The 14,074-nt window shown below is 71.8% G+C and carries 10 protein-coding genes and 1 tRNA gene; 5 read left to right on the top strand and 6 right to left on the bottom strand.

Translation table 11 applies throughout. The features are described from left to right. Window positions 1–58: 58 nt before the first annotated feature. The 3 genes from WMF11_RS07375 to WMF11_RS07365 all read left to right on the top strand — a co-directional run bounded on the left by WMF11_RS07375 (window position 59) and on the right by WMF11_RS07365 (window position 3,463). Window positions 59–1,141, top strand: a complete 1,083-nt coding sequence (locus WMF11_RS07375; protein WP_437550458.1) for a nucleotidyltransferase domain-containing protein — start codon at window positions 59–61, stop codon at window positions 1,139–1,141. 28 nt (window positions 1,142–1,169) lie between these two features. Further along, complete coding sequence (locus WMF11_RS07370; protein WP_437976932.1) at window positions 1,170–1,886, top strand: hypothetical protein; 717 nt, start codon at window positions 1,170–1,172, stop codon at window positions 1,884–1,886. 173 nt (window positions 1,887–2,059) lie between these two features. Further along, complete coding sequence (locus WMF11_RS07365; RefSeq protein ID WP_437976931.1) at window positions 2,060–3,463, top strand: ATP-binding protein; 1,404 nt, start codon at window positions 2,060–2,062, stop codon at window positions 3,461–3,463. A 40-nt stretch (window positions 3,464–3,503) separates the two neighbouring features. Here the strand turns inward: WMF11_RS07365 and WMF11_RS07360 are convergent, their stop codons facing one another. The 3 genes from WMF11_RS07360 to WMF11_RS07350 form a co-directional block, all read right to left on the bottom strand. Continuing rightward, entirely contained in the window at window positions 3,504–4,826 is a 1,323-nt protein-coding gene (locus WMF11_RS07360; RefSeq protein ID WP_437976930.1) for a glycoside hydrolase family 113, read from the bottom strand. A 52-nt stretch (window positions 4,827–4,878) separates the two neighbouring features. Beyond that, window positions 4,879–6,864 carry a serine/threonine-protein kinase gene (locus tag WMF11_RS07355; protein ID WP_437976929.1) on the bottom strand — a complete coding sequence of 662 codons (1,986 nt, stop codon included), beginning with the start codon at window positions 6,862–6,864 and terminating at the stop codon, window positions 4,879–4,881. Between the two features lie 282 nt (window positions 6,865–7,146). Further along, window positions 7,147–7,494, bottom strand: coding sequence for a transcriptional regulator (locus WMF11_RS07350; protein ID WP_437976928.1), 348 nt, complete (start codon window positions 7,492–7,494; stop codon window positions 7,147–7,149). Between the two features lie 204 nt (window positions 7,495–7,698). On the opposite strand from WMF11_RS07350, the gene fusA reads away from it, so the two are divergent. Further along, window positions 7,699–9,810, top strand: a complete 2,112-nt coding sequence (gene fusA / locus WMF11_RS07345; RefSeq protein ID WP_437976927.1) for an elongation factor G — start codon at window positions 7,699–7,701, stop codon at window positions 9,808–9,810. 25 nt (window positions 9,811–9,835) lie between these two features. Here the strand turns inward: fusA and WMF11_RS07340 are convergent, their stop codons facing one another. After that, a complete protein-coding gene (locus WMF11_RS07340; RefSeq protein ID WP_437976926.1) occupies window positions 9,836–11,458 on the bottom strand; it encodes a L,D-transpeptidase in 1,623 nt (540 codons plus the stop codon). A 220-nt stretch (window positions 11,459–11,678) separates the two neighbouring features. Between WMF11_RS07340 and WMF11_RS07335 the strand changes: the two genes are divergently transcribed. After that, window positions 11,679–11,752: transfer RNA gene (locus WMF11_RS07335), tRNA-Arg, on the top strand. Between the two features lie 206 nt (window positions 11,753–11,958). Here WMF11_RS07335 and WMF11_RS07330 read toward each other — a convergent pair. Next, window positions 11,959–12,795: a hypothetical protein gene (locus tag WMF11_RS07330; RefSeq protein ID WP_437976925.1), complete on the bottom strand. Its 837-nt coding sequence runs from the start codon at window positions 12,793–12,795 to the stop codon at window positions 11,959–11,961. A 244-nt stretch (window positions 12,796–13,039) separates the two neighbouring features. After that, window positions 13,040–14,074 (bottom strand): GNAT family N-acetyltransferase, encoded by a 1,035-nt coding sequence (locus WMF11_RS07325; RefSeq protein ID WP_437976924.1) that lies wholly within the window; start codon window positions 14,072–14,074, stop codon window positions 13,040–13,042.

Here is a 14,074-nt window from a genome sequence, read left to right as displayed (position 1 = left end):
GCGCTGCCATGCGCTGCGGTGGGCTCGATGAACGGCTCCCGCGATCGAGGGTGGTTCGATGACGAGAGATGAAGGCGCGGCGCCGCGGAGCGCCATCGAGCGGATCGGCGAGAAGGCGGGGCGATCGTGGCCGAGCATCGAGGCGGCCGCGCGGCTCTCGACGGAGACCCGGGCGCGGCTCGCGGCGCTGCTCCGCGAGCAGATCCCCTGCGACACGAGCGTCGTGGTCTTCGGCTCGCTGGCGCGGGGCGAGTACACGACCGGCAGCGATCTCGACTGGACGCTGCTCATCGACGGTCAGGCCGACGAGGGGCATTTCAGCCAGGTCCAGGCCATCACGAGGATCCTGAAGGAAGCGAAGTTCCATGAGCCGGGCCCGACGGGCGTGTTCGGCAACGTGGCCTTCAGCCACCCGATCCTCCACCAGATCGGCGGGCAGGAGGACACGAACAAGAACACGACCCAGCGCATCCTGCTGCTCCTCGAGTCGCTCGCGATCGGCCAGCCGGACGCCCACGAGCGGGTGCTCAGGCTCGTGCTCTCGCGGTACGTCGAGGACGACCGCGGGCTGCGGTACGGCAGCAAGCGCGAGATCCTCCCGATGTTCCTCCTGAACGACATCGTCCGGTACTGGCGCACGGTCGCCGTCGATTTTGTCTACAAGCAGCGGGAGCGCAGCTCGGGCTGGGCGCTCCGCAACGCGAAGCTCAGGATGTCGCGGAAGCTCATCTTCGTGAGCGGGCTCCTCACCTGCTTCGGCTTCGAGCTGTTCTGCAAGGATCGGACGACGTTGACCGACGACGGTGAGCGGCTCTCGACGCCCGCGCTCGTGCGCTTCCTGCGAGAGCGCATCCGGGTGACGCCCCTGGAGAGCCTGGCCGAGGTGCTGCTCCGGCCCTCGATCTCGGCGGAGACGGCGCGCACGCTGTTCGACAGCTACGACGCGTTCCTCGCGCTCCTCTCGAACGAAGAGGAGCGCGGCCGGCTGAAGCAGCTGCCGCTGGACGATCAGCTGGGCAGCGACCCGACCTTCAAGCGGGTGCGGGACATCGCGCGTGAGTTCCAGGGCGGGCTCGACCGGCTCTTCTTCAAGGAAGACGACGAGCTCCGCAAGCTCCTCCAGACCTATGGGGTGTTCTGATGCTCCTCCAGACCTATGGGGTGTTCTGATGCGACCCGTGGGCTACTCGACAGGGGCGCTCGCCCTCAGCGACGTCGAGCGGGCGCTCTCGATGCTCGAGGGGAGCTCGGCGACCGCCGTGGAGCTCTCCGCGCTGCGGATCTCGGAGCTCAAGCCGCTGCTCCGGCTCCTCGGCTCGCTCGACCTGTCGCGGTACGACCACGTCTCGTTCCACGCTCCGAGCCGCTTCGACGCGGCGGAGGAGCGCGCCGTCGCCGACGCCATGGCGGAGGTGGCCGCGCTTGGATGGCTGATCGTCCTCCACCCCGACACCCTCCATGATCTCGGCGCCTTCCGGCAGCTCGGCGGCTTCCTCGCGATCGAGAACATGGATAAGCGAAAGCGGACAGGCCGCACCGTGGAGGAGCTCGGGCCCTTCTTCGACGCGCTGCCGGACGCGTCGTTCTGCTTCGATATCGGCCATGCGCACCAGGTCGATCGCACGATGACCGAGGCCCATTTCCTCGTGCGGGAGCACAGGATGCGGCTGAAGCAGCTCCACGTGAGCGAGGTGAACGCGGGGAGCCGCCACGGCGGCCTGAGCCAGAGCGCGGCGCACGCGTTCCAGCGGATCGCGGCCCAGGTGCCCGATGACGCTGCGCTGATCCTGGAGGCCCCGGCGTCGCCCGCGGAGATCGAGCGGCAGATGGCCATCGCGCGGACGGCGCTGTCGATCCCGAACGGCCTGGAAAACACGCGCGCCTGAGGCTGCGCGCTGCGGCCTCGACGGGAGCCGCGCCGCGCCTGAAGCGCCGCGTTCGTCCGCCTCCCCGGCGGCTCCGGGAGCTCCGGATTGCCCGGCGGACGGGCCGCGCGCGCTTGCGGCGCTACGCTTCCGCCCGTTCCCGGCGCGACCTGGGCCGGAACCGGGGGACGACGATGAAGCTGAAGACGCTCGCGGCAGCGAGCACCGCATGGCTCGCCGCCCTCGCGCTGCTGACGGCGAGCGGGTTCGCGCTCAGCGCCACGTACATGACCCGCGAGGTCACGTGCCTCTTCAACATCGTCCGGGAGGTGCGGTCCATCACGCAGCTGGAGGTCCACCTCCTCTCCCACGAGCGCGAGAGCGCCCGCGTCGCGCTGACCCACCTCCCCGAGCACGTCGGCGCGCGCGACGCGGCCAGGCGCGAGCTCTCCAGGTGGCTCGAGGACGCCCGCGAGCAGCCGGTCACCGCGGAGAGCGCCAGCGTCTTCGAGGAGGCCGAGCGGGAGCTCGAGCGCTACCTCGCCACGCACACGCAGGAGCACCGGAAGGCCGGGGCGGACACGGGGGCGTCCCACGACGAGGTCGATCGTACGTTCGCCGCGCTCGAGCGGCTGCTCGCCACCCGGCTCGTCGAGGCGCGGATCGCCCGGCAGCGCGTCGACGAGGTGCACAGGCTCTCGGAGATCGTGAGCCTCGGGGCCGCCGGGATGCTGCTCGCCGGCGTCCTGCTCGCGCTCTGGCAGCTGCGCAGGTGCGTCTATCGCCCGCTCCTCTCGATACGCGCCGCGATCGACCGCTACGGGGCCGGCTCGCACGACGCCCGCGCGCCGCAGGGCGGGCTCGACGAGCTGCGCGAGATCGCCGTCGCGTTCAACGAGATGGCCGCCGCGCTGGCCGAGCAGCGCAAGAGGCAGCTCGGGATCCTCGCGAGCGTCGCGCACGACCTGCGCAACCCGCTCGCCGCGCTGAAGCTCACCGTCGACGGCCTCCGGCCGGATCGGCCCCTCCCCCACGAGGAGCGGCTCCGGTCGATGCTCACCCGCATCGGGAAGGAGGCCGCGCGCTGCGATCGGATGCTCACGGACCTCATGGACATCGCGCGGATCGAGGGCGGTGAGCTCGAGCTGCGCCGCGAGACCCGGGACGCGCGCGAGCTCGCCCGCGACGTCGTGGAGCTCTACCGCCCGACCGCGACCGCGCACGAGCTCGGGCTGTCGCTCCCCGACGAGCCCGTCCCGCTGTGCTGCGACCCGATCCGGATCGAGCAGGTGCTCAACAACCTGGTCGCGAACGCCATCAAGTACTCACCTGCGGGCGGCGCCGTGCAGGTGACCGTCGCGCGGGTAGGCGCCGAGGTCTCCATCGCGGTCTCGGACCGCGGGGTGGGGATCGCGGCCGACGATCAGCGACGGCTGTTCGAGCGCTACTTCCGCGCTCCGTCGTCGAGCGGCGTGGCCCCGGGCGTCGGCCTCGGCCTGTGGGCCGCGCTCCGCATCGCCGAGGCGCACGGCGGGCGCATCGAGGTGACGAGCACCGCGGGCAGGGGCTCGACCTTCACCCTCCGCCTGCCGTCATGAGCGCATCGTCCCGCAAGGAGCGGCTCGTCCGCTCATCCGGCTACGGGAACGGGCCCCCAGGCTCGTCGGGATCGAGCTCCCAGCCGAAGAGCCCCGGGGTGCGGGCGCGGTGTCTGCCGAGCGCGTCGCCGGGCAGCCGGGGGCCGTCGGCGGCCCAGCGGGCGGCGAAGGCGTCGCGCAGCACGAGCTCCGCGAGCTTGCCCCTCGGCGAGAAGCCCCACTCGGCCTCCTGCGAGACGTCGTCCGGATCGGCGTAGAGCCGCCAGACGAAGAAGCCGGCGCACGTGCGCGCGTCGAGGAACGGCGCGATCACCGCGGCGTAGGCCTCGGCCTGCGAGCGCTGGTCGACCACCACGCCCTTCATGCGGTCGGGCCACTCCCACGGGCGCACGGCGGGATCGCGCCGCGTGGTGTAGCCGATCTCCGTCAGCAGGATCGGCTTGCCCCACGCGCGCGCCACGGCGTCCACCCCGGCCGCCACCTTGCGCCCGCCGCGCAGGAGCTCCTCGAACGACGCGCCCTCGCGCTCCGCCAGCGGGTAGAACGCGTTGATGCCGATGAGGTCGAGCGCGTCGAAGATCAGCGTGTGCTCGACGTCGTCCCAGTTCGCCGAGTAGGTGAGCAGCCCCGGATACACACGGCGCACCGCCTCGATGATCGGCAGGAAGCTCGCCGCCCGCGGCGTCGTCACCCAGCTCCGCAGCTCGACGCCCACGCTGAGCATCTCCGCGCCTCCCTCGCGCGCGACCGCGGCCCACGTGAGCAGGAACCGGCGGTACGACTCGGCCCAGCGCGCCCAGCCGGCGTCGTCCCCGGGATCGATCAGGGCCCGCCACTCGCCGCTCTCGACCCAGAGGTGCGGAACGAGCAGCACCTTGAGCCCGCGCGCGTGAGCCTGCGCGATCGCCGCGAGCACGTTGCGCCGGTTCTCCTCGAACGGCGCCTCGAAGACGAGATCGACGCCCGTGCCCTTGCCGTCCCACACGCGGCCGAACGGGGTCAGGCTGACCCACGTCGCGCCCATGGCGACCGCCTCATCCATCGCCCGCCCGCTCGCCGCGGTGCCGTAGCCGCGGCCCGGGTGCCGCAGGTTCTCGATCGGCCCGATCGTCACGCCGCGCACGCCGCCCCAGCCCGACGCGGCCCACCCCGCCGCGCCGTACGGCAGGTGCTCCGGCGCGATCCGCGGCGCCTGCTGCGCGGCCTGCGGCGCGGCGCTCGCAGGGCGCACAGGAGCGCCGACCGCCGCCGCAGACACGGCGAGCGCGGCGCTCGCAGGGCGCACAGGAGCGCCGACCGCCGCCGCAGACACGGCGAGCGCGGCGCCCGCCGCGCGGGCGAGCGCGAAACCTCCTCGACTCATCCCTGACACGGGCCGCCTTATACCAGGCAGGCGAACCGCCGGCCCGAGGACGTCACCCGCCGTCGCTCGCCTGAGGTCGCTGCGCGCCGTCGCTCTCCGCGGGTTGCTGCGGCGCGCGCGCGCCTTCGGCGGGCTGCGCCGGCCCGACCGCGCCCTCCTCGGGCCGCGGCGGCTCGCGCCGGGACGCGTCGCGCTCTTGCCGCGCGCGGGTGGTCGCCTCACGCCACGCCCGCTCGCGCTCGAGCTTCTCGCGCCGCCGCCGCCGCTCGCGCTCGACCTCGTCGTAGATGACCTCGGGGCGTCGCGCGTCGAGACGGGCCCCTCGCGCTTGCGCCACCCGCGGCGCCTCGCTGTCCGGGCCCACGGCGCTCGCGGGAACCAGCTCGGCCGCCGGGGGCTCGGGCGAGGGCTCCGGCGCGGCAGGAGCGGCCGCGCTCGATCGCCTTTCCACCACCGACGAGCGCGCCTCCTGGACCGCGCGCTTCGCCAGCCCCTTCGCCGCAAGCAGCGCGCTCCCGCCGCCGTCGAGCGTGCGCATCTGCACGAGCCACACGCCGCCGATCCCCGCGAGCATCCCGAACAGCGCGAACGCGATCGCGAGCCGCCGGGGCCACGGGGACGGCCCCCGGCGCACCACCGTGAGCCGCTCCGCATCGGTCTCGGCCAGCGCACGCGCCGCGAGCACCGGCGTGACGCGAGGCGCCGCGCCGTCGCTGACGCGGTGCACGACCTTGCGGCCGAGCGGAACGGGCGTGTCCTCGGCGGTCGGCGGCTTCCCTGGCCCGCCCGCCTGAAGATCGGAGCGGCGCTCCGGCGGGCTCAGCGTCAGGACCGGCGGGGGCGGCGTCCGGCTCGCCCGGAGCTGATCGCCGCCGTCCCACGCCGCCCCCGCGTGCGACACCAGCGTGACGTCGGACAGACGGCCCGCGGGAGATTCCCACTTGGCCGTCGTCTCGAGGTCGCTCATGAGATCGTCGGGCGACATCCTCGGCAGGTCCGCCAGCGTGTCGGCCTCCCACTCGTCCGCGGCGACCGGAGCAGGCGTCGCCATGCGGACGGTCTCGTCCGCCCGGAGCGCCTCCCACACGCGCTCGGCCGCGTCCTCCGCGCCCTCGCCCCCGAAGCGCGCGAGCGCGAACGCGAGCTTCGCGACGTCCGAGGGGCGCGCCTCCGGGTCCTTGGCGAGGCAGCGCAGCAGGAGGGCCCGCAGCTCCGGGGGCTCGACGCCCGCCGGAAAGGGCGCGGGCGGCTCGGTCAGGACCTTGGTGCAGATCTCGAGCTCGCTCGGCGCATCGAACGGGCTCGCCCCGCAGAGCAGCGCGTAGGCGACCGCGCCGATCGACCAGATGTCGGCGCGCTCGTCGATGCCGCCCGCCGACCGCATCTGCTCCGGCGCCATGAAGAGCAGCGACGTCCGCATGGCGCCCGAGGCGGCGTTCGGCCCCTCGCTCTCGACGCCGCAGGCGACGGCCGACACCCCGAAGTCGAGGACCTTCACGCTCGGGGCGCCGTCGCCGAAGCTGAGAAAGAGGTTCTCGGGCTTGATGTCCCGGTGGAGGATCCCGATGCCGTGCGCCTCGGCGACCGCCTCGCAGATCTGCAGGAGGTACTTCACCGCCTCCCTGACCCGGATCGGCCCGCGGCGCCGCAGGTAGCTCGTGACGTCGGAGCCCTCCAGGTACTCGCTGACCACGAACGGCGCGCCACCTTCGACCCCGACGTCGAGGATCCGCGCGACGTACCTGCCCTTGAGCGCGCGCGCGGCGCGGGCGCCCCGGAGCAGCCGATCGACGGCGTGCCTGTTCTCGACGAGCCTCGGATCGACGCGCTTGAGCGCGACGCGCTGGCCCGACAGGCGATCGGTGGCGAGCTGGACGACGCCCACGCCGCCGGCGCCGATCCGGGTCTCCACCGCGTACCTGCCGGCGACGATCTCTTGCCACCCCGGGCCGCCCTCGGCCGCCCGCGGCGCACGTCCAGCGTCGGTCCGCTCCCGTGCGGCCGCGCGATCCTCTTCTCTGGGCTTCAGCGACGTCAACGCACTGCCTCGGTGTGTGTCCGCGAGCTCCGCGGACAGAGTCAAAGCCTGTCCCATGAATAACAGATTCAGAGTGCTGCTATCGCGTCCATGACGTGTCGTCTAGTGACACTCGGGCACGAAAATGTCCGTTCTTCACGCATTTGGGCGCGGCTGACTGGCCGGCCAGCTGGCCGGCCGGCCGGCCTGCAGCCATCTCCATCAGCGGCATCCGCGGCACCTGTCATGCGCCATCGAGCCATGGACATCGCTTCCATGCGTGCCACGTGCCAGCCACGCGGCTCACGGCGGGAGCCCCAATGCGAGCGCGACCAGGTAATCGACGCCGCTCAGGATCAGGACGAGCGCTGCGGCGGACGCCGTGCCGAGCCCGAGCGCCTTCAGCGCGCGGAAGCGCGCTGTTCCGTGTGTTCCACGCGCCCCCGGCCGCCCGTGCTGGACGCCGCGCGTGACCCAGCACCACCCGAGCATGGACAGCGGGCCGAACGCATAGAGGGCCGCGCCCCAGGTCGCTCCGTTCCAGCAAGCTGCGCGCTGCTCGGGCGTGAGCCGCCGTCGGTCCCAGCGCTGCAGCGCGAACGGTAGCGCTATACCGAGGACCATCTGGAGCGCGAGGCGGAGAGTGCTCATTTCGTGCGCCGAGCTCCCGGGCGAGCGCTCCACTCAGGCAGCGCCGGACAAGCGCAGATCGCCAGAGCACGCCGCAGCGCGTCGCGGCAGAGCTCGGGTGAGCGACTCGCTGCCCGGCTTCGCTGACCTCCTGCCTCGAGGAAAGCGCCGCAAAAATCGCGTGCCGGCCTTCTCGATCTCGACGGGGATTGGTACGAACGAGGGATGACAACGACTGAGGCAGGGGACATCAGGAACGTTGCAATCATCGGACACAAGGGGGCTGGGAAGACATCGCTTGCCGAGGCCATGCTGTACGTCGCCAAGGCGACGGCCAAGCTCGGCAAGGTGGACGACAAGTCGAGTGTCCTCGACGAGACCGCCGAGGAAAAAGAGCACGTTTGCTCGTTCGAGGCGAGCGTCGCGCACCTCTCCTGGGCAGGGAAGAAGGTCAACCTCGTCGACACGCCGGGCGAGGGCAGCTTCCTCGCCGAGACGCGGCTCGCCCTCGCGGCGGTCGACGCGGCCGTCCTCGTCGTGAGCGGCAAGGACGGCGTGCAGCCGATCACCGAGCGCGTCTTCGGCTGGGTGAGGGACGCAAAGCTACCGTGCATGATCGTCGTCACGAAGGTCGACGCCGAGAACGCCCGGCCCGACGAGGTGCTCGCCGAGGTGCGCGCGCGCCTCAAGGCGCCGCTCGCGGTGATGGAGGAGCGCGTCGGCGAGGGGCTCCAGCACCGGGGGGTCGTCGCCATCCGGACGAAGAAGGCCTGGCTCGACAAGCCCGAGGCGCCCGCCACGGCCGCGGGCGCTCCCGTGCCGGCCGACGCCGCGGGCGCCATCGAGAAGGCCCGGGGGAAGCTCGTCGACGACGTCGCCGGCAGCGACGACGAGCTCACCGAGCGGTACCTGACCGAGGGTGATCTCACGCAGGAGGAGCTCGACCAAGGGCTCCGCGCCGCGGTCCGCCGGGGGGCGCTGATCCCTGTCTACTTCGCCTCCGGGGTCCGCCCGAGCGGCGTCGCCGCGCTGCTCGACGGCATCGTCGAGCTCGTGCCGCCGCCGGCCGAGCACCCGGCCTGGAGCGGCGTCGTCCCGACCGGCAAGCCCGGCGCCGCGCCGCAGGCCGCGGAGCGGCCGTCGTCGGCGGAGGCCCCGGCCGCGGCGTTCGTCTTCAAGACCTCGATCGATCCGCACGCCGGCCGCACCTCGTTCGTGCGCGTGCTCTCCGGCGTGCTCCGGCCCGACGCCACGATGCTCAACGCGAGCACGGGCGGCTCGGAGCGGCTCGGGAAGATCCACAGCGTGGTGGGCAAGGACCACAAGCAGGTGGACGAGGCGCGCGCCGGGGACATCGTGGCGCTGCACAAGCTGAAGGCGACGCTGAGCGGGCACACGCTCTCGGACGAGAAGCACCCGTTCTTGCTCTCCGCGCCGGAGCTGCCGCCGGCCCTCTTCTCGCGCGGCGTGCGGTTCGACGCCAAGGGCGGCGAGGACAAGGTCGGCAACGCGCTCTACCGGCTGACCGAGGAGGACCCGGGGCTCAGCGTGCACCAGGACGCGTCGACCCGCGAGCTCGTCGTCTCGGGCCTCGGCGCCCTGCACCTCGAGATCACGGTGGAGCGCATCCGCCGGCGCGTCGGGGTCGACTGTCGGCTCGGCCCGCCGCACATCGCCTACAAGGAGACGATCTCGAAGAAGGCCACGAACATCGAGGGCAAGCACAAGAAGCAGACGGGCGGACATGGCCAGTTCGGCGTCTGCTACATCGACATGGAGCCTTTGCCGCGCGGCGGCGGCTTCGTCTTCGAGGACGCGGTCGTGGGCGGCGCCGTGCCGCGGCAGTTCATCCCCTCGGTCGAGAAGGGCATCGTCAAGTCGATGTCGAAGGGCGTCCTGGCGGGCTACCCGATGATCGACGTCAAGGTCCGGCTCTTCGACGGCAAGTACCACGACGTCGACTCCTCGGACGCGGCGTTCCAGATGGCGGGCAGCAAGGCCTTCAAGGCCGCCGCCGCGCAGTGCGCGCCGGTGCTGCTCGAGCCCATCGTGCGGCTCTCGGTGACGGTGCCGAGCGTCGCGATGGGCGACATCATCGGCGACATCAACAGCCGCCGCGGGAGGATCATCGGCACGGACTCGGTCGAGAGCCAGACGATCGTGAACGCGTTCGTCCCGCTCGCCGAGGTGCTCGAGTACGAGTCGAAGCTGAAGAGCATGACCCAGGGCAAAGGCACGTTCACGATGAACGTCGAGCACCTGGAGGTCTGCCCGCCGATGGTGCAGGACAAGGTGATCAAGGAGAGCGGCTTCAAGGCCGAGGCCGACGAGGACTGACCCCCGCCGCTTCCTGAGCTCCGCTCTAGGGATGGATGTGGACGATGGTCCCTTCCCCCGTGGCCTTCCCCGCGCTGACCCCGTGCCATCCCTCGGGCACGGGGGGATCGGTCCAGAGGAACACCCGGCGCGCGTCGATCGGCGACAGGTTGATGCACCCGTGGCTGCGCGGCTTGCCGTAGTCGTCGTGCCACGGCGCCGCGTGGATCGCGTAGCCGGCCTCGAAGTACTGCACCCACGGCACGTCGCGGAGCTCGAACTTGTTGTCGACCTCGTGCGCGTCCATGGTCGTCGTGACGTGCTTGTCGCGGATCCGGAACGTCCCGCGCACGGTCGAGAAGGTCTTCTTGGGGTCGCCGAGCCCGTCGCGGCCCGTCGCCGCCGCGGTGGCGTAGACGGGCTTCCTGCCCTCGTAGAGGATGAGCGTCTGGCTCAGGATCGAGATGTCGATCCACTTCACGTTCCCCTGCGCGAACGACGGCAGCTCCGAGGGCTTCACCGCGATGGCGACGTCGGAGTCGCGCACCCACGTCCCGTCCTTCGCCTCGACGAGGCGGGCGCCGCCGACCTTCTTCGAGCGCCCCGTGAGCTGCACGGCGGTGTGCCAGGGCAGCTCGCCCGCCTTCTCCATCTCGCCGCCGGAGATGTCGTAGCGCTTCGCGTCCTGCCGGTGCACGAACGCGAGCGGCAGCTCCCACCCCTTGGTCATGTCGACGCCGTGGAACGTGGAGCCGCGGGCGGGCTTGAGCTTCGAGGTGGGCACGAGCCGCGCGTCGGTCGTCAGGGCGAAGCGCCGCCCGCCGTCGCCCATGAAGGTGTCGATGAGGGCGAGCCCTGCCTTGCGCGCGATCCGGTTGGTGATGATCGCGTAGCCCGGGACCTTGAACGACGAGATGTTCGGGAGCTGCCGCCCGCCCTTGAAGAACCAGGGGATCTCGTCGCTGCCGTTGCCGCCGAAGAGCTCGCTGTCGCCGAGCTCGGGCGGCTCCGCGGGCGGGTCGGCGACGGCGTTGCCCGCGGGGTCGAGCGGCACGTCGTTGGCGCCGACCTTGACCTCGTCCCACTTCTTCTTGAGCTTCTTGTAGCTGCGGAGGTGCCGCTCCAGGCTCATCTCGTACTGGAGCTGCTCCTTCGTGGACGGCATCCGGTAGTAGTTCGGCGCGATGGCCCGGACGAAGGCGTACGGGTACGGCATCGGCTTGGACAGGTCGGGCCGCCGCGTGAGCGCCCGGAGGATCGGGTGCTGCGTGTCGATCGTGGCGTCGCTGTCCGCGCACATGTACCCGGCGGGCAGCACGCGGTAGTAGCCGCCCTGGCAGTCGTCGAACGCGGCGGGCTTCTCCCCGCGGGGCGCCGTCCCGCCCGCGCGGAGGTAGCCGAGCTTGGCCGAGCGCCGGTCCGCCTTCTCGTAGATGGGCGCGACCATCTGCACGGCGCCGATGCGGGGCCCGTCCGGGCGCGGCAGGGTGGCGGGGTCGTTCTCGGCGGACTTCTGGGCCGCGCCCGCGGAGAGGCTGATGATGCCCTCGGGCGTGGCGTTCTCCCCGCCGGTGCAGGCCGGCAGGGCGAGGGCGGCGACGGCCAGGGCGAGCGGGAGGGGTCCGCGCGCGGGGGCCGGGATCGCGGAGCTTCGCTGACGGGCATCCATGCCCCGGGAATGCCGGACAGACGGGCCGGTGGCCAAATTTTGGCCATCGCCACGCCGCCCTCGCGGGGCGGGCGGGCAGCGGCACCACGGCTGGCGCGGGGCCCCTCGGCGAGCGACGGGTCGGGGTGGGCGGGGCGGCGGCGCGCAAAGGTGCAGGAAAGGGGTTGCGCGGGAGCCAGGTCTTGGGTAGGTTCCGGGCCCTCGCGAAACCCGCGAGAGTGCGCCACTAGCTCAGCTGGATAGAGCGTCGGCCTCCGGAGCCGAAGGCCAGTGGTTCGAATCCACTGTGGCGCGCTGGGTCCTCTGCCTCTCCGCAACGTTCGCGGCTGGCTCGGCTGTGCTTCGCCCGGAATCCACGCGAGCGCAACGTTGGTCGGTTGCGTTTCGGGCTGCCGCGCGCTGATCGCCGTTCGAGGGAGCGCCGCTAGAGGGCACGACGGTGGCCGGCCGACTCTTCGGCGCTTGTGTCGGTGGCGTGGCCGCGCGCTCCAGGCGAAGTTCTAGGGGCCACCGCTCGCTTTTGCGCCAATCAAGACACGCCACTCATAAGCGTAGCTCGGATCGTCGCCCGGGTGGCAGGCGCCAGGGTCGCTCACGAAGTTGTCCACGCTCGTGCCCACGATCGCACGGTATGCCCCGCTCGCGTCGATATCCCCTTCGTGACCGTCGAGAATCGAGGCGCCGGGCACATGGTCGACCCAGAACTGGATCCGGGATCTGCGGCTGCTCAGGCATTCACGTCGGATTTCTACGGGACATCCTTCTTCGGCGGCCGGCAACATCGCGATCGGTGTGAAATAGCCATCAGGGGTCCAGTTCGAAGCGCGAACGCCTGCCGCGAGCAGCGCGCCCGTGACATCGGAGCCGGCGCGCACCTCGAACCACTGATAGACCTCGCTGAACTCCTCATATCGCGCCGCCCGAAGGAACACGGGACCGCTCGCCGGAATAGCACCGACGATGTGCAGATTGGAAATGGTGAGCGTCAGGCCGTGCACCGTGCCGTCTGCGTACGTACACGCGAGGTCGCGCGATGCTGCGCTGACTGCCTCCACGTGGCAGGGCGCGGCGAGATTGTAAGAATACTCATCGGACGGATCATCCGGCCAATCCTCCACAATGAGCTCGAAATCAGCCGAAGTCCCGGCCTGTCGAGGCTCGCAGACGGACGCCTGCTCTGGGTTCGTCGGGTCATCGTCGTTGCTCCCGGGGTCGTCGTCGTTGCCCCTGGGGTCGTCGTCGCTGCCGCCGGGGTTATCGTCGCTGCCGCCGGGGTTATCGTCGCTGCCGCCGGGGTTATCGTCGCTGCCCCCGAGGTAGTCGTCGTTGAACGGCATAGGAGCAGGACCGCACGCGATTGTCGTGCAGAGCGGCGCGAGAGACATGAGCGCAAGAGCAAACGTGGAGAATGTGCGTTCCATGTGACAGCGGTGACGCAACGGGTGTGCCGGCACGGACACCGACAAAACCGCGGCGTCTCGCGTCGTGCACACGAACCGCATGGCACACATCGCCATGGCTTGTTGCGGAATGTGCCATGAGCCGCCTCCGCACGGCCGCGTCGGCCGCCCGAGCGCCGCTTCACGCGCGGACGAGCTGCATCTCCGTCGACGTGAACGGCCGCGGCGGCAGCGCCGCGCGGTCACGGAAACCGAACCGCGCGTAGAACGTGTGCGCGTCCTGGGTGCCCAGGTGGACGTGGCTCGCGCCGCGGACCGCCGGGTGCCCGAGCAGCAGCCGCACCACCGCCTCACCCACGCCGCGGCCCCGCAGCGAGGGGGCGACCATCACGTCGTACATCCACGCGCGCCTGCTCCCGTCGCTGATCGCCCGCGCCGTCGCCACGAGCCGGCCCGCCGCGTCGCGCGCGCCCACCCACGCCGACGACCCGAGCAGCGCCCGCGCGATCGCCTCGCGCGACACGCCCTGGTTCCAGTAGCCGCCCTCCAGCAGATCGACGGCCGCTGCCACGTCGCGCTGGCCCAGCGCGCACGCGAGCACGCAGCCCGCCGGCGCCTGCAGGAACTCGGGCACCGGCGTGTCCAGGCAAGCGCCGCGGAGCAGCTCGATCGCCGCGGCATCGCCCGGCGCACCCCGCTCCCAGAGCTTCGTGAGGATCCGCGCCCGCTCCTCGGGCGTCCGGTTCTGCGCGAGCTTCGCCTTGCCGTCGAGCCGCGACAGCGGGACCGCGAGCACGAGGATCCCGGCGATCGCCTTGCGGTAGAGCGGGCTCGACGCGTCGAGCGGCGTGTACCCGCCCTCGGGCTGGTACTTCTGCATCAGCGCCTCCAGCACCTCGGCCTTGTGATCCGGATCGTCCACGCGCTCGATCACCCCGTGGACCTGCGCGCTCCGGTAGAGCGTCGTCGCCGGGCACGCCCGCTCCGGATCGGTGAAGTAGCTCGGGATCGACGCGACGACCTGCTCGCACGACACCACCGCGGGCCGGCCGACAGCCTCGGTCTTCTCGCCCACGGGCGCGCCGTGGAACGCGATCGCGCCCCGGACCACGACGCCGTGCACCGTCCTCAAGACCGGCTGGCCCTCCGCCGTCGTCGACGCCAGGTGGACCACCTCCGCGAGACCGAGGAGCGCCTCGGCCTCCGCCCTCTCCAT

It is taken from the genome of Sorangium sp. So ce295, from assembly GCF_051527405.1.
Classification (GTDB): domain Bacteria; phylum Myxococcota_A; class Polyangia; order Polyangiales; family Polyangiaceae; genus Sorangium; species Sorangium cellulosum_B.
Note: the sequence above shows the minus strand (reverse complement) of the source record. Positions and strands in the feature narration are given on the sequence as shown.

Bases quoted from the DNA above. Each gene is read 5' to 3' on its own strand.
- WMF11_RS07375 (WP_437550458.1), top strand. From the start codon at position 59: ATGACGAGAGATGAAGGCGCGGCGCCGCGGAGCGCCATCGAGCGGATC.
- WMF11_RS07370 (WP_437976932.1), top strand. From the start codon at position 1,170: ATGCGACCCGTGGGCTACTCGACAGGGGCGCTCGCCCTCAGCGACGTC.
- WMF11_RS07365 (WP_437976931.1), top strand. From the start codon at position 2,060: ATGAAGCTGAAGACGCTCGCGGCAGCGAGCACCGCATGGCTCGCCGCC.
- WMF11_RS07360 (WP_437976930.1), bottom strand. From the start codon at position 4,826: ATGAGTCGAGGAGGTTTCGCGCTCGCCCGCGCGGCGGGCGCCGCGCTC.
- WMF11_RS07350 (WP_437976928.1), bottom strand. From the start codon at position 7,494: ATGAGCACTCTCCGCCTCGCGCTCCAGATGGTCCTCGGTATAGCGCTA.
- fusA (WP_437976927.1), top strand. From the start codon at position 7,699: ATGACAACGACTGAGGCAGGGGACATCAGGAACGTTGCAATCATCGGA.
- WMF11_RS07340 (WP_437976926.1), bottom strand. From the start codon at position 11,458: ATGGATGCCCGTCAGCGAAGCTCCGCGATCCCGGCCCCCGCGCGCGGA.
- WMF11_RS07330 (WP_437976925.1), bottom strand. From the start codon at position 12,795: ATGCCGTTCAACGACGACTACCTCGGGGGCAGCGACGATAACCCCGGC.
- WMF11_RS07325 (WP_437976924.1), bottom strand. From the start codon at position 14,074: ATGGAGAGGGCGGAGGCCGAGGCGCTCCTCGGTCTCGCGGAGGTGGTC.